Consider the following 14,588-nt stretch of genomic DNA (forward strand, 5'->3'; position numbering starts at 1 on the left):
AACTAGCATCAATGGGGTGAACCTGCATCAGCGCCCCGCGCCCGCCGTGTCCGTGGTCGTGATCGTCTACAACGACGCGGCCAGGCTGCCCACAGCGGTGCGGTCCGTCCTGGACCAGACGCTGCGCGACGTCGAGATCGTCATCGTCGACGACCGCAGCACGGACGGTTCGTACGAGGTGGCGCGGGAGATGGCCGCCGGAGACCCCGGCCGCATCCGCGCCTTCCGGCTGCCGGAGAACAGCGGCGGCTGCGGCGCGCCGCGCAACCGCGGCATCGAGGAGGCCCGCGGGGAGTACGTGCTCTTCCTCGACAGCGACGACGTGCTGGAGCGCAACGCCTGCCGCAACTTCCTGGAGGCGGCCGAGAGCACCGGCGCCGACCTCGTCTCCGGCCTCTGCGTACGGGTGCACGTCGACTCGCGCACCCGCAAGGAGGTCAAGTGGTACCCCTGGCTGTACGCGCGCACCCGCACCCTGGAGTCGGTCTCCGAGCTGCCCGACCTGCTGGTGTTCGACACCCTCTCGACGAACAAGTGCTACCGCCGCCGGTTCCTGCTCGACCAGGGGCTCCGCTTCCCCGTCGGCATCCACTACGAGGACCTGCTGTTCTCCGCCCAGGCGTACGTTGCCGCCCGCCGCATCACCCTCGTCCCGAACCGGGTCTACGACTGGAACGTCGTGGAGAAGCCGGCGACGACGGCCGTGCGGTCGATCAGCAACCGGCGTGACGAGATCGCCAACTTCGCGCACCGCATGGAGATCCACCGCCGCGTCGACAGCCTCCTCGCGGACAGCGGCCTGCTGGAGCTGAAGTTCCGCAAGGACGTCAAGTTCCTCAAGCACGACCTCGTGCTGCACCTGCGCGACCTGCCCTTCCGGGACGCCTCCTACCGGCAGGAGTTCGCCGCGATCGCCCGCGAGTACCTGGAGTCGATCGACCGCGCCGCCTTCGACGAGGCGGAACCCGTCCACGCCGTCTGCGCCTACCTCCTGCAGAAGAGCGACTGGGACAACCTGCTGCCCGCCGTCGACACCCTGACCAACCGCGACAAGATCTCCTCACCCCTCGTCGAGCGCGACGGACGCGTGTACTGGTGCGCCGAGCACCTCGACGACGACTTCGGCCGGCACGTCCTGGACGTCACCGAGCTCGGCTACCACACCCGGCCGATCGAGCGGATGTTCCTGCGCAACGCGCTCACCGCGTACGAGCGGACCGGCGGCACCGTCCGGCTCGCCGGGCGCATCACCAACCCCCTCGGGATCGTCCCGCCCGGCGCCCGGCTCAGCGGGGAGCTGGAGTTCTACGCCCGCCGCAAGGGCGTACGCCTGCGCACCTTCCGCTTCCCGGTGGCGGCACTGCGGCACGAGGGGGCTGCCGTCGCCTGGGAGGCCGCCGCCGACCTCGGCGCCGTCAGACCGCTCGGCATCGTGGACGCCGTGTGGGACGTACGGCTCCACCTCGACGTCGACGGCGCACGGACCTCGACCCGGCTCACCGTCACCCGGCCGGACCTGGACGGGGGCCCGCTGCCGGTGCGGCCCCGGCTCAGCCGGCTGGTCGCCGACAGCGTCGAACCGGTCGTCTCCGCCCGCGGCCACCTCGCCTTCCGGCTCGTGCCGGACAAGAAGGCGAGCGAACTCGTCCTGCGCGGCGCCCGGGGCCCGGCCGGCCGGCTGGCCAAGTCCGGCTACCGCAAGGCCAGGTCCGTACGGAAGAGGCTCACCTCGGGCGACACCAAACTCCGCGTGTACCACGAGGTGTTCAGCCGCCTGCCCCTGCGCAAGGGCCTCGTCGTCTTCGAGAGCCACCTGGGCCGGCAGTACAGCGACAGCCCCCGGGCGATCTACGAGGAGATGCGCCGCCAGGGCCTGCGGTTCGAGGCGGTGTGGTCGTACACCGGACGGCCGGACGGCTTCCCGGCCGACGCCACCCTGGTGCGCCGCTGGTCGCTGCCCTACCTCAGAGCTCTCGCCCAGGCCGAGTTCTGGGTCGACAACCAGAGCTACCCGCTGAAGCTCGCCAAGCGGCCGGGCACCACGTATATCCAGACCTGGCACGGCTCGGCGCTCAAGCGGATGGGCTTCGACGAGACCGAGTGGAAGCTCAGGTCCCGGGCAGAGCAGGAGGCACAGCAGCGCACCCTGGACCGCTTCGACCGGTTCCTCATCCGCTCCGAGCACGACGTCCGCACCCTCGCCCGCGCCTTCCGGCTCCAGGAGAAGACGCTGCTGCGGGTCGGCTACCCGCGCAACGACGCGCTCGTGCGGGCCAGGCAGCGGGAGGAGACGGCCGGCGGGGTGCGCGAACGCGGGCCCCTCGCCGCCGAGCTGGGCATCCCGGACGACAGGACGGTGCTGCTCTACGCCCCGACGTTCCGGCAGCGCGGCGGGCGGAAACGGTTCGAGCTGCCCTTCGACGCGGAGCGCTTCGCCGACGCGTTCGGCGACCGGTACGTCCTCCTCGTACGCTCGCACTACCTCAACCACGTCGTGCTCCCGCCGTCCGTGCGGGGCCGGGTCCTCGACGTCACGGCGCACCACGACATGACGCCGCTGCTGGCCCTCGCCGACGGGCTGATCACCGACTACTCGTCCGTGATGTTCGACTACGCGCTCCTCGACCGGCCGATGTTCTTCCTCGTCCACGACTACGAGGAGTACGTGCACGAGGGCCGCGGCACCTACTTCGACCTGCTGGAGCGGGCGCCGGGCCCCGTCGTGCGCACCGAGGACGAGCTGTACGCGGCCCTCGGGTCGTTCGACGAGCAGGGCGTGAAGTACGCGGCGGCGCGCGAGCGGTTCGTCGCCGACTTCGGCGAGTACGACCGGGGGACGGCCGCCCGGAGCGTCGTCGACCAGTTCTTCTCCCACTGGAGGCCCGGGTGAGCGTGCGCCTCGGGCCGGAGGGACACGCCGGGTGCCACGCAGCCGACGAGCGGCCTGGACGCGACATCTTCCTCGTCTCCAACAGCGTCGACGAGCTGGGCGGCGTGACCAGCTGGTCGCACCAGATGGCCCGCCTCTTCACGAGCCGCGGCCACCGCGTCCACGTCGTCGGCATCACCGTGCCCGCCGTCCCCCAGGAGCTCGGCGAACTCCCGTACCCCACCACGACCCTGTACGACGTCCACCCGCCGCGCGTCGCGCCGATGGGAAGCCTGGTCGCGCGGCTGAATCCCGCCGAGCGCAGGCTGCGGGCGGCACGCGCGGACGGCGCACGGCGCCAGGCAGCCCGGCTCACCGCGCTGTTCCGGTCCGCCCGCCCCGGCGCCGTCGTCATCGTCACGCAGGTGTGGGCCATGGAGTGGGTGGAGCTGGCCGACACCAGCGGCCTCACGGTCATCGGCATGAGCCACGAGTCCTACGCGTACTCCCGGACGACCTCGCGGTTCCGGCGGGTGCGCACGCACTACCGGGACGTCGACCGCATGCTGGCGCTCACCCGCGAGGACGCCGACCTGTGGATCGGGCAGGGGTTGAACAACGCCTCCTTCATGCCGAACCCGCTGCCGTTCATGCCGCGGGAGCCGTCGCCGCGCACCGGCAATGCGGTCGTCAGCGTGGGTCGGCTGACCGACCAGAAGGGCATCGACCTGCTTCTCGACACCTGGGCCGAGGTCGCCCCGCGCCACCCCGGCTGGACGCTGCGGATCTATGGCTCCGGAGAGGACGAGGAGGTCCTGCGCGGGCAGTGCGCGGCGCTCGGCCTCGACGACTCGGTGCGGTGGATGGGCCGGACCGGCGACGTGCCGGGCGCCCTGCGCACCGGCTCCGTCTTCGTGCTCGCCTCACGAGGCGAGGGTTTTCCGCTCGCCCTCATGGAGGCCATGGCGGCCGGGCTGCCGTGTGCCGCCTTCGACTGCGCGCCCGGCGTCCGCGAGATCGTCCGCGACGGCGAGGACGGCCTGCTCGCCAGGCCGGGCAACACCGGCGAACTGGCCCGCCGTCTGGACACGTTGATGTCCGACAGGGAACTCAGGGACCGCATGGGGGACGCGGCCCGGGTGAACGTCCAGCGCTACACGGCCGAGGAGATCGTGCGGCGCTGGGAGGACCTGTTCACGTTCCTGGAGCGCTGACCCGCGGGGCCCGCCCGGCCCCGCGAGCCCGGCTCACTTCCCGGTGAACTTCTCGTACTCCTTCAGGACCTCTCCGGTGGGCCCGTCCATGCGCAGCTCGCCGCGCTCCAGCCACAGCACGCGGTCGCAGGTGTCACGGATCGACTTGTTGTTGTGGCTGACCAGGAACACCGTGCCGGCGTGCTTGCGCAGTTCGCGGATGCGCGCCTCGGAGCGCTTCTGGAAGGAGCGGTCGCCGGTGGCCAGCGCCTCGTCGATCATCAGGACGTCGTGGTCCTTGGCGGCCGCGATGGAGAACCTCAGCCGCGCCGCCATGCCCGAGGAGTACGTGCGCATCGGCAGCGTGATGAAGTCGCCCTTCTCGTTGATGCCCGAGAAGTCGACGATCTCCTGGTAGCGCTCCTTCACCTGCTCCCGGGACATGCCCATCGCCAGGCCGCCCAGGAAGACGTTGCGCTCGCCGGTCAGGTCGTTCATCAGGGCCGCGTTCACCCCGAGCAGGGATGGCTGCCCGTCGGTGTAGATCCGGCCGTTCTCCACCGGGAGCAGGCCCGCGACCGCCTTCAGCAGCGTGGACTTGCCGGAACCGTTGGTGCCGATCAGGCCGATGGCCTCACCGCGGTACGCCGTGAACGAGACGTTCCGGACGGCGTGCACCCGGCGGACGCCGGCCGCCTGCTCGGTCCTCCTGCGCCGCAGCATCCGGTTGAGCGCGGCGGTGGCGGTGCCGCGGCCGGCCCCGGTGCCGTTGACGCGGTACACGATGTCGACGCCGTCGGCGATGACGGTGGGGACGGGGGCCGCGTCGCGCACGGCGGCACCGGACCCGTCGGGACGTCCGGCTTCCTTCGTCAGGGTGTCAGCCACGGCCGTAGGTCTCCTCAGCCTTCCAGAAGTAGATGAAGCCGCCGACACCGGCGACCAGCGCCCAGCCCGCCGCCAGCGCCCACACGTGGGCCGGGAGCTGGCTCCCGTGGAAGCTGTCGATGAGCGCGAACCGCATGAGGTCGATGTAGACGGCGGCCGGGTTGCACTGGAGCGCCACCAGCACCGCGTGCGGGATGTCCCGGTCGTGCAGCATCCGGTCGATGCTCCACATGACCCCGGAGACGTACATCCAGGTGCGCAGCAGGAACGGCATCAGCTGGGCGATGTCGGGTGTCTTCGCGCCCATCCGGGCGACGACCATCGCGACGCCCGCGTTGAAGACGAACTGCAGGGTGAGCGCCGGGACGACCAGCAGCCAGGAGGCGGTGACCGGCACGCCGAAGCAGAGCAGGATCACCACCAGGGCGGCCATCGAGAAGAGCAGCTGCTGGAGCTGCTGGAGGCAGTACGACACCGGCAGCGCCGCCCGCGGGAAGTGCAGGGCCCGCACCAGCCCGAGGCTGCCGGAGATGGCGCGGGTGCCCGCCATGATCGAGCTCTGCGTGAACGTCCACACGAAGACGCCGGTGACCAGGAACGGGACGAAGTCGGGCACGCCGTGCTTGGTGCCCATCAGGATGCCGAAGATGAAGTAGTAGACCGCCGCGTTCAGCAGCGGGGTCGCCACCTGCCAGACCTGGCCGAGCTTCGCCTGGCTGTACTGGGCGGTGAGCTTGGCGGTGGCGAAGGCGGTGATGAAGTGCCGCCGCGCCCACAGCTGCCGCACATATGCGGGCAGGGTGGGGCGGGCGCCGCTGACGGTCAGGCCGTGTCGCGCGGCCAGCTGCGCCGGGGTCTCGGTCGGCGGGGCGGTCGCGGGAGGCGGTGTGTGGAGGACCTGGCTCACATCCGCTGCTTTCGCTCGGGGGGTCGGGGTGGGCGGGCCCGTCACCGGCGGTTCACCGGGTGTTTACGTCGGGACGGGACCGTATCGTCGCAACGTGAGCGTAGGCCGGTCTCACGTCGGAACGCAACCGTTTCGTCGTCGCGGCCTATGCTGGTCGGCATGACGACGAACGCCGACTCGACCCGGCCCGGCACGGACAAGGCACCGCGCCGCAGGCCGCCCGCCGGTGCCGCCGTGCTCCGGGAGGACGTCACCGAGGCCATCCGGACCGCCGTCTTCGAGGAACTCGCCGCCGTCGGCTACGCCCGGATGTCCATCGAGGGCATCGCCCGCCGCGCGGGCGTCGGCAAGACCGCGGTGTACCGGCGCTGGCGCTCCAAGCTGCACCTCGTCCTGGACCTCGTGTCGGCGGTCGCCGTCCAGGGGCTGCCCGCGCCCGACACGGGCTCCCTCGAAGGCGACCTGCGCCTGCTGTACGAGGTCACCTCGCGCGCCCTGCGGCACCCGGTGGCCGGCCAGGTCATCCCCGACCTCCAGGCCGAGGCGGCCCGCAACCCCGAGATCGCCGAGGCCATGCAGAAGGCGCTGCGCGAGGGGCAGCAGGGCGTCGCGAGCGGCATCGTCGCGGCCGCCGCCGCCCGGGGCGAGATCCGCGCGGGCGTCGATGAGGAACTCGCCCTGGACCTGATGTCCGGCCCGCTGTACTGGCGCGCGGTCGTGGTCCGCGGCCCCCGGCCGCCGAAGGACTACCTGACCGGACTGGCCAGAGCGACGGCGGCGGCGCTCAGGGCGCTGTGACCCCGGCGTCCGCGAGCCCGCGGGCCAGGGCGGCCAGGTCGCCCGCCCGCAGCACCCGGCCGCCGGAGCCCGGCAGCGGCACGCGCAGCGCCCCGGTCCAGCGCGCGGGAACGGCGTCCGCCCCGTACACGGCCCCCGCGAGACCGCCCGTGACGGCCGCGACGGTGTCGGTGTCACCGCCGAGGTCGATGGCGGCGCGCACGGCCTCCTCGTACGAGCCGGTGATGCGCAGCGCCCACACGGCGGACCCGAGGCAGGGCCAGACGGCGCCGTTGAACTCCGTCGCAAGATCCGGATGCCAGTCCGGCGCGAGGACGGCGGCGTAGCGGGCCCGGTGCCCGGGATCGACGGCGGCCAGCGCCCCGGGGACGGCGGCGAGCGGGTCCCGGCCGTCCAGCGCGACGCGGACCAGCTCGTGGAAGAGCGCGGTTCCCTCCCAGGCCGCCCGGTCGCCGTGGGTGAGCGCGGCGATCCGGCGGGCGGCGTCCATGGTGGCCTCCCGCCCGAGCGGCGCGAAGCGGACGGCGGACGTCGCGGCCCGCATCAGCGCCCCGTTGCCCGCGGCCCGCTGACTGACCTGGAAGTGCAGCGCGGCGGCCGTGTCCCACGGGTCGCCCGACGTCAGCACGGCCTCTGTCTGCAGCCCGATGTCCTTGGGCTCGGCGGCGGCCCAGCGCCGGAAGCGGGCGAAGAGGTCGGCCGGGTCGAGGCCGCCCCGCTCCAGCAACGACTCGCCCACCAGCACGGCCATCTGCGTGTCGTCCGTCGCCTCGCCCGGGTCCCAGCCGCCCCCTCCGCACATCTCCCCGCCCTGCCCGGGGACGGGGAAGCGGGCCGAGAACGCTCCCTCGGGTCCGAACTCGAAAGGCGCGCCGAGGGCGTCGCCGATCGCGGAGCCGAGGACGGTGCCGGTGACCCGGAGGTCGCGGGGGACGGTCATCGGGGCAGCGTACGGCCCGCGTCGCCGGGGCCGCGGGGGCCGGTCAGCGGGCGGCGCCCGGGTGCAGGCGGGTCCAGCCGTCCCAGGCCGACGTGATCATGTCCTGGACGTCGTACTTCGCCTTCCAGCCCAGTTCCGCGGCGGCCCGGTCGGCGGAGGCGACGACCCGCGGCGGGTCTCCCGGGCGGCGGGCGGTGACCGTCGGGGGAGCGTCGTGGCCGGTGATGGCGTTGATGCGGTCGACCATCTCGCGCACCGAGACCCCTTCCCCGCGCCCGATGTTGAGGGTCAGGTCCGTGCCGGGCGTCGCCCGCAGCACACGGGCGGCGGCCACGTGCGCCTCGGCCAGGTCGACCACGTGGATGTAGTCGCGGACGCAGGTCCCGTCCGGGGTCGGGTAGTCGTCGCCGAAGATCCGCGGCGGCGCGGCCTGCGTCAGCCGTTCGAACACCATCGGGACGAGGTTGAAGACGCCGACGTCGGCCAGTTCCGGAGTGGCCGCCCCCGCCACGTTGAAGTAGCGCAGCGACGCCGTGGACAGACCCGTGGCCCGGCCCGTCGCGCGGACCAGCCACTCGCCCGCGAGCTTGGTCTCGCCGTACGGGCTCATCGGCACGCACGGGGTCTCCTCGGTGACGAGGTCCACGTCCGGCATGCCGTAGACGGCGGCCGAGGAGGAGAACACGAACGACGGGACGGCCGCCTCGGTCACCGCCTCCAGCAGTACCCGCAGACCCTCCACGTTCTCGCGGTAGTAGTGCAGGGGCAGTTCCACCGACTCCCCGACCTGCTTCTTCGCCGCGAGGTGGACGACACCGGTGATCCGGTGCTCGGTGCAGGTCCGCGCCAGCAGCTCGCCGTCCAGGGTGGAGCCGACGACGAGCGGCACGTCCGCGGGCACGCGCTCGGCGATGCCGGTGGACAGGTCGTCGTAGACCACGGCCCGTTCGCCCGCCTCGGTCATCGCACGCACCACGTGCGCCCCGATGTAGCCGGCGCCGCCGGTGATCAGCCAGGTCATGTCGGCCGTCCCCTCGTCAGTGAGCCATGGGTCGTGAGCGTCCGGCCGCGGGCCGGACGGTCGGTCGGGTATCAGTGAAGCAGGCGGGCGAGCCTGCGGCGGACCACCGCGGCCGATCCCCGCCGGCCGGGCGCGAGCCGCAGCGCCAGCGCACCCGCGTGCGTGGCGTACGGCTGGACCAGCAGCACGCCGTGCCGGACGCTGGGGAGCACCGAGCGGCGCAGCAGCCCCGGCCCGGCGACCGCGTGGGCGGTCGTGTCGCGGCTCGTGCCGTCGTCGAAACGCAGCCGCAGCCGCAGGTCCCAGGTGCCCGAGCCGAGCGCCCCCAGGTCCACCGCCGTCTCCGCGGACCAGGTGGCGTGACCGGCGTCCGCCGTGAGGGGGCACGCGCGGCGCAGCCCCACCCGTCCGGTCTCCCGGTGCGTGAACTCGACGTCCACCGACCGGGGTCCGGCCTCCCGCATCCGCCCGTACAGCTCGTGCAGACGCAGCCGCAGGCGTGTCCCGCGAACCCGTGGACGCAAGATCGCGTCCACGGCGACCGGCAGCAGCCGCACCGGCCGCTCCAGCAGATGGTCCAGCTCCACCTGCGGAAGGTCGGCAGACCAGACGGGCGTGCCGTCGGCGGAGCGCGCGTAGGGCGGGCGCAGCCGCGCCGGGCGTGCCGCCAGTTCCTTGAGGCGGGGCAGGTCGCGGGGTGCGGCGGAGGCGAGGACGACCCGGCCGACGACCCGGCCGGGCGCCGGGGCCCGCGCGAAGTCGGCGGCGTCGAAGGCCGCGAGGTACGCGCGTGTGTGCTCCCACCACGCCCGCCGGTAAGCGGGGTCGCGCAGATCGAGCTCGCGGGCGTACATCCGCAGTTCGTGGTCGAGGAACTTGGCGCGCACCGCCCGCGCGAGCCGCTTCTCGCCGGCGCCGAGCAGGATCTCGTACGCGGCGCGGTTCGCTTCCGTGCGCGCGCGCCAGTTGTCGATGCCGGCGCGGTCGAGCGAGATCGACAGGTGGGCGGCCGACCTGCGGACGTGCCAGACGTAGACCCGGTCGGGGACCAGCGCGACGCGCGGTCCGGCGGCCAGGACGCGCGCGGTGAACACGAAGTCCTCGTAGGTGAAGCGGCCCTCGGGGAAGCGGATGCCGTGCTTGCGCAGGAAGTCGGCGCGGTAGAGCTTGTTGACGCAGAGCGTGTCGTGGACCAGCCGGGTGCGCCGCGCGGGCCGGTCGACGAGGGCGGGCCGCGCGTAGAGCTCCGCCTGCCAGGGCACCTCGCGCCCGGAGGGCAGCTCGCGCCGGACGCACAGGCCCGCCGCGACCTGCGCGTCGTGTCCTGCGGCGGCCGCGAGCAGGGCGTCGACGGCGCCGGGCGGCAGCACGTCGTCACTGTCCAGGAACATCACGTACGGCGCCGTGGCGGCGTCGATCCCGTCGTTGCGGGGGGTGCCGCAGCCTCCGCTGTTGACGGCGCGGCGCAGCACCGTCAGGCGCGGCTCGCCGGCGGCCAGCGCGTCGAGGAGGTCCGCGCTGCCGTCCGTGGAGTGGTCGTCGACGGCGATCACCTCACGGACGGCCGGGCCCTGGGCGAGGGCGGAGCGCACGGCGTCCGTCACGTGCGGGGCGTCGTCGTACCCGATGACGACGACGCTGACCTGTGCGGGATGAGGGTGCATGGATTCCACGGCCGGAGCGGTAGGAGGCGGGGGCTGCTTTCCGTTAAGAGGCATTTAGTGTCTTGTGCGGAAGACGTCCGGAATCGAGCGATAGTTCCGTATGGGCGTGTCCGATCCGGTCGGGCACGGAGAGCCCCGATCTCCACAGGCGCCGGAAGGACAGCGCCGCCGCGCCGACGAGCAGCCCGTTGCGGACGACCATCAGCAGGCAGCCCGTCCAGGTGCTGTCCACGACCTCGCCGTACATCCCGGGGTACGCGACCGCGCTGACCGCGGTCGCCGCCACGACGAGGGCGGCGACCGGGCGTTGCGTGGTGTGACGGGCGGTCAGGCACACGGCGGACAGGCCCAGCAGCCAGATCATGTACTGCGGGCTGATCACCCGGCTGGTGACCGTGAAGAGCAGGACGGCGCTGAGCGCGGCGTCGTACGGCGTCGACGGCGTCCAGCGCCGGGCCCGCATCCGCCAGAGCAGCAGCAGCCCGAACGCGGCCACGGTGAGGGCGAGCGAGGCGGCGGCGACCAGGGGCACATGGGGACCGGTGAACTCCATGGCGCCGTACCGGTAGCGCACCTGCCCCGGCCAGCCGGCGTGGCGGGCGAGGCCGAGGACGGTGCCGCCGAGGGACTCGATCTGCACGCCCCGGCCGCCCTGCTGGCGCAGGAAGTCGAAGGGGTTGTCGAAGAGGGTGGTGAGGGCCGCGAGCAGCACGACCGCCGTGACGACGGCCGACGTCCATGCCTCCCGGGTCGTCCGGCCCCGCGGGGTGCCGATGAGCGCCAGGGCCGGCCACACCTTCACCAGGGCCCCCATGGCCGCGAGCGCGCCGCACGCGCGCGGGGAGCGCGACAGCGCCAGCAGCGACAGGACGGCGAAGGCCGTGACCTGCACGTCGTAGCGGGCCAGCGGGATGTGCAGCAGCAGCGGCAGGCTCGCCGTCCACAGCCAGGCGCCGGCCGTGCTGCGCCCCGGGCGCGTGCCCGCGCGCGCGAGCGCCGCGAGGATCACCGCGTCCGTGAGCAGCGTGAGCGCCACGAACGCCTGGAAGTAGCCGAGCCCCGGCAGCAGCGCGGGCGACAGCAGTACCGGCCCGGCGCCGGGCGGGTACTGCCACAGGTGGTCGCCCGAGGGGTACGCGCCGTGCGACAGGACGCCGTACCAGCGGAAGTACAGGTTCTCCACCTCGCGCGAGACCCCGCCCCGGCCGAGCGGGACGAGCTCGTCGTGGGCCAGCATCCACAGCATCAGGGCACGGGCGGCCGCCCAGGCGACGGCGAGCGGGACCAGGCGGCGGTGATTCGTCGAGGCGCTCATCAAGAGGGGATCGTAAGCCGCACGGATGGGGAATACTGTCTGATACGCCGTCAATACGCACGAATGCTTAGCTAATAGCACAAACTCGGCCCATGCTCAGCGAGTGCGTGGGTCGGTGGCGGGTCGGACGCGCGGAGACGGCGGCGGTGCTCGGGCCGGTGCTCGCCATGCTGGCGATGGGCCTGTGGGGACTCGACCGCGGCGGCATGTGGCGCGACGAGGCGGTCACGTTCCAGGTGGCCCGGCGCTCGGTGCCGCAGATCTGGCACCTGCTGCACGAGGTGGACGCCGTGCACGGCCTGTACTACCTCCTCATGCACCTCGTCCTGGCCGTGCGCCCCGGGGAGGTGCCCCTGCGGCTCCCCTCCGTCTGCGCCGCCGCCGCGGCCGCCGGTCTGGTCGCGGCCCTGGGCAGCCGCCTGTGCCGCCCGCGTGTCGGGCTATGGGCGGGCCTGCTCTACGCGGTCGCTCCCGCCGTCGGCCACTACGCCCAGGAGGGCCGCTCCTACGCGATGGTCGCCGCCGGTGCCGCCTGGGCGACGCTCCTGCTGGTCCGCGCGGTGACGGCGACCCCGAACCCCGCCGAGGCGGGGGCACGCGCGCGGGTGGGCGACTGGTGCGGGTACGGCGCCGTCGTCGCCGTCACGTGCCTGCTGCACGAACTGGCGGTGCTGCTGCTCCTCGCGCACGCCGCGACGCTGGCACGCGCGCGGGTGCCCGGCCGGGTGTGGCGGGGCTGGCTGTGCGCCGCCGGAGCCGCGCTGGCGGTCCTGCTGCCGCTCGCGGTGGTCTCGCACGGGCAGGCCGCGCAGGTCGCGTGGCTGGTCCCGCCGGACGGACGGAGCGTGGAGCGCCTGGTCGAGGGCTTCGCCGGGCCCTCGGAGGCGGTCCTGGTCCCGTACCTGGTGCTGGCCGCCTGTGCGCTGCTGCCCGTGCCCGCGCCCCGCGGAAGGCTGTCGCTCGCGTCCGTCGCCCTGCCGCTCGCGGTGGTGCCGCCCGCGGTGCTGATGGGCGTCTCCCAGGTCGTGCCGCTCTACGACGAGCGCTATGTGCTGTACGCGCTGGCGGGCGCGCCGCTGCTGGCCGCGGCCGGCCTGGAACGGGTGCTCCGCCTCTCCGCGTCCGCCCTGGCGCGGGCGCACCGGACGGCGGCGGTGAGGTGGGCGTGGGTGTCCCCGGCGGCGGCGGTCCGGCGGGCGGCGGTGCTCCGGGGGGTGGCGGTCCGGTTGCCCAAGGTGCCCCGGGCGCCGGGTGTCCGGTGGGTGGGGGTGCCTCAGACGGCGGCGGCCCGGAAGCCGGCGGTGTCCCGGGCAGCGGGTGTCCCGTGGGCGCGGGTGACCGGCGCCGTCCGGCGGGGCACGCGGCCGCCGTTCGCCGCGCTGTGCGGTGTCCTGCTCGTCGCGCTCGTCCTGCTCTGCCAGTTGCCGCTGCTCCAGCGGGACCGCAGCGCCGACCACCGCCCGGACGACCTCGCCGCCGTCTCCGAGGTCGCCGCGCGCCGACTGCGCCCCGGCGACCCGGTGCTGTTCCTGCCGGCGATCGGGCGGCGCACGGCGCTGGCGTACCCGCACGGGTTCCGGGGCACGCGGGACGTCGCGCTCGGGGTGCCGGCGCCCGCCTCGGGGACCCTGTACGGGCGGGAGACCGGCCCGGCGGAACTGCGGCGGCGGCTGGCGGCCCTCGACCGGGTCTGGGTCGTCGCCGAGCGGTTCACGGTGCGGCCGTCCTGGTACCCCCCGGAGCCGACCGAACGCGTCAAACTCGCCGTCGTGGACGAGCAGTTCGTGCCGCGCGAGACGTACACCCGCCGCGGGGTGACCCTGCGGCTGTACGTGCGCCGCCCGCCCGTCCCGCTGTGGACGTCCCGGGCGGACGCCCCCGGGGTCCGGACCACCGGCCGCCTGGACAGGCCCTAGACGCAGCCCGGGGTCTCGCCGAGGGGTGTCCCGTCCAGCGCCGCCTCGTCCAGGGCCGCGGTCAGCCGGTCCAGACGGGAGCGGAGTTCGTTGATCTCGTCCAGCTGGAAGCCCGTCGCCGCCGCGATCCGGCGCGGCACGAGCAGCGCGCGCTCGCGCAGCGCCGTCCCCTCGGCGGTGAGCCCGACGTGCACGGACCGCTCGTCGCGCGCGCTGCGCTCACGCCGTACGAGACCCGCCGCCTCCAGCCGCTTGAGCAGCGGCGACAGCGTCCCGGAGTCGAGCCGCAGATGCTCGCCGACCTTCTTGACGGGCAGCTCCCCGTGCTCCCACAGCACCAGCATCACCAGGTACTGCGGGTAGGTGAGCCCGAGCTCCTTCAGGAGCACGCGGTAGACGCCGCCGAAGGCGCGCGAGGCGGCGTTCAGGGAGAAGCAGATCTGCTGCTCCAGGCGGAGGTAGTCGCCGTCGGGCGGGGCCTCGGGGCTCGGAGCGGGCTTGGCGGTCATGCCTCCAGGATAGCTCTTGCCCGCCATTAAGTTGTGCGCAATTGAATTGCGTGCTCTACTTATGGCTGTGAGGCGGCCGGACCGGTCGCCCCGGGCAACACCTTTGACTTGAGAGGGATGGTCTCCATGGACGCGCTCTACACCGCTGTCGCCACCGCCACCCACGGCCGCGAGGGCCGCGCCGTCAGCTCCGACGGACGCCTGGACCTCCAGCTGGCCGTCCCGGTGCAGATGGGCGGCAACGGCGAGGGCACCAACCCGGAGCAGCTCTTCGCGGCCGGTTACGCCGCCTGCTTCGCCAGCGCCCTCGGCCTCGTCGGCCGTCAGGCGAAGATCGACGTCACGGAGGCCGCGGTGACCGGCGAGGTCGGCATCGGCAAGCAGGGCGAGGGCTTCGGCCTGGCCGTCACGCTGCGCGTGGAGCTGCCCGAGTCCGTCGACGCCGAGACGGGCCGCAAGCTCGTCGACCAGGCCCACCAGGTCTGCCCCTACTCCAACGCGACCCGCGGCAACATCCCGGTCGAGATCGTCGTCGAGTAACCACCGCACCACCGCACCGCAACGGCGC

12 protein-coding genes are annotated in these 14,588 nt (G+C 73.6%); 5 read left to right on the forward strand and 7 right to left on the reverse strand.

Translation table 11 applies throughout. From position 1 onward, the window contains the following. Positions 1 to 16: 16 nt before the first annotated feature. Together ACZ4VA_RS00105 and ACZ4VA_RS00110 are read left to right on the forward strand one after the other, a co-directional pair. Positions 17 to 2,890 (forward strand): bifunctional glycosyltransferase/CDP-glycerol:glycerophosphate glycerophosphotransferase, encoded by a 2,874-nt coding sequence (locus ACZ4VA_RS00105; protein ID WP_468079008.1) that lies wholly within the window; start codon positions 17 to 19, stop codon positions 2,888 to 2,890. Between the two features lie 2 nt (positions 2,891 to 2,892). Continuing rightward, positions 2,893 to 4,083 (forward strand): glycosyltransferase, encoded by a 1,191-nt coding sequence (locus tag ACZ4VA_RS00110; RefSeq protein WP_356174252.1) that lies wholly within the window; start codon positions 2,893 to 2,895, stop codon positions 4,081 to 4,083. A gap of 33 nt (positions 4,084 to 4,116) precedes the next feature. On the opposite strand, the gene ACZ4VA_RS00115 is transcribed toward ACZ4VA_RS00110, so the two are convergent. Beyond that, positions 4,117 to 4,938, reverse strand: a complete 822-nt coding sequence (locus ACZ4VA_RS00115) for an ABC transporter ATP-binding protein (protein WP_388904019.1) — start codon at positions 4,936 to 4,938, stop codon at positions 4,117 to 4,119. 4 nt (positions 4,939 to 4,942) lie between these two features. Beyond that, positions 4,943 to 5,857, reverse strand: a complete 915-nt coding sequence (locus tag ACZ4VA_RS00120; RefSeq protein WP_355786619.1) for an ABC transporter permease — start codon at positions 5,855 to 5,857, stop codon at positions 4,943 to 4,945. Positions 5,858 to 6,016: 159 nt separating this feature from the next. Here ACZ4VA_RS00120 and ACZ4VA_RS00125 point away from each other — a divergent pair, with 159 nt between their 5' ends. Further along, positions 6,017 to 6,655: a TetR/AcrR family transcriptional regulator gene (locus ACZ4VA_RS00125; RefSeq protein ID WP_389389681.1), complete on the forward strand. Its 639-nt coding sequence runs from the start codon at positions 6,017 to 6,019 to the stop codon at positions 6,653 to 6,655. Here ACZ4VA_RS00125 and ACZ4VA_RS00130 read toward each other — a convergent pair. The 4 genes from ACZ4VA_RS00130 to ACZ4VA_RS00145 form a co-directional block, all read right to left on the reverse strand. After that, positions 6,642 to 7,595, reverse strand: coding sequence for an ADP-ribosylglycohydrolase family protein (locus ACZ4VA_RS00130; RefSeq protein ID WP_356237584.1), 954 nt, complete (start codon positions 7,593 to 7,595; stop codon positions 6,642 to 6,644). The two genes, ACZ4VA_RS00125 and ACZ4VA_RS00130, sit on opposite strands and share 14 nt — an antisense overlap. A gap of 43 nt (positions 7,596 to 7,638) precedes the next feature. Beyond that, positions 7,639 to 8,616, reverse strand: coding sequence for a UDP-glucose 4-epimerase GalE (gene galE, locus ACZ4VA_RS00135; RefSeq protein ID WP_468079012.1), 978 nt, complete (start codon positions 8,614 to 8,616; stop codon positions 7,639 to 7,641). 71 nt (positions 8,617 to 8,687) lie between these two features. After that, a complete protein-coding gene (locus ACZ4VA_RS00140) occupies positions 8,688 to 10,280 on the reverse strand; it encodes a glycosyltransferase (protein ID WP_468079601.1) in 1,593 nt (530 codons plus the stop codon). Between the two features lie 43 nt (positions 10,281 to 10,323). Continuing rightward, positions 10,324 to 11,595 carry a glycosyltransferase 87 family protein gene (locus ACZ4VA_RS00145; protein WP_468079014.1) on the reverse strand — a complete coding sequence of 424 codons (1,272 nt, stop codon included), beginning with the start codon at positions 11,593 to 11,595 and terminating at the stop codon, positions 10,324 to 10,326. 167 nt (positions 11,596 to 11,762) lie between these two features. Here ACZ4VA_RS00145 and ACZ4VA_RS00150 point away from each other — a divergent pair, with 167 nt between their 5' ends. Further along, positions 11,763 to 13,511: a glycosyltransferase family 39 protein gene (locus ACZ4VA_RS00150; RefSeq protein WP_468079603.1), complete on the forward strand. Its 1,749-nt coding sequence runs from the start codon at positions 11,763 to 11,765 to the stop codon at positions 13,509 to 13,511. On the opposite strand, the gene ACZ4VA_RS00155 is transcribed toward ACZ4VA_RS00150, so the two are convergent. After that, positions 13,508 to 14,020, reverse strand: a complete 513-nt coding sequence (locus ACZ4VA_RS00155) for a MarR family winged helix-turn-helix transcriptional regulator (protein WP_356174222.1) — start codon at positions 14,018 to 14,020, stop codon at positions 13,508 to 13,510. The genes ACZ4VA_RS00150 and ACZ4VA_RS00155 overlap by 4 nt on opposite strands. Positions 14,021 to 14,146: 126 nt before the next feature. On the opposite strand from ACZ4VA_RS00155, the gene ACZ4VA_RS00160 reads away from it, so the two are divergent. Beyond that, positions 14,147 to 14,560, forward strand: a complete 414-nt coding sequence (locus ACZ4VA_RS00160; RefSeq protein WP_356174225.1) for an organic hydroperoxide resistance protein — start codon at positions 14,147 to 14,149, stop codon at positions 14,558 to 14,560. The last annotated feature ends 28 nt before the right edge of the window (positions 14,561 to 14,588 follow it).

This window comes from Streptomyces sp. NPDC028308 (genome assembly GCF_055565855.1).

Coding starts and splice junctions, on each gene's coding strand:
- ACZ4VA_RS00145 (WP_468079014.1), bottom strand. CDS start 11,595: ATGAGCGCCTCGACGAATCACCGCCGCCTGGTCCCGCTCGCCGTCGCC.
- galE (WP_468079012.1), bottom strand. CDS start 8,616: ATGACCTGGCTGATCACCGGCGGCGCCGGCTACATCGGGGCGCACGTG.
- ACZ4VA_RS00155 (WP_356174222.1), bottom strand. CDS start 14,020: ATGACCGCCAAGCCCGCTCCGAGCCCCGAGGCCCCGCCCGACGGCGAC.
- ACZ4VA_RS00160 (WP_356174225.1), top strand. CDS start 14,147: ATGGACGCGCTCTACACCGCTGTCGCCACCGCCACCCACGGCCGCGAG.
- ACZ4VA_RS00130 (WP_356237584.1), bottom strand. CDS start 7,595: ATGACCGTCCCCCGCGACCTCCGGGTCACCGGCACCGTCCTCGGCTCC.
- ACZ4VA_RS00125 (WP_389389681.1), top strand. CDS start 6,017: ATGACGACGAACGCCGACTCGACCCGGCCCGGCACGGACAAGGCACCG.
- ACZ4VA_RS00150 (WP_468079603.1), top strand. CDS start 11,763: ATGCTGGCGATGGGCCTGTGGGGACTCGACCGCGGCGGCATGTGGCGC.
- ACZ4VA_RS00140 (WP_468079601.1), bottom strand. CDS start 10,280: ATGCACCCTCATCCCGCACAGGTCAGCGTCGTCGTCATCGGGTACGAC.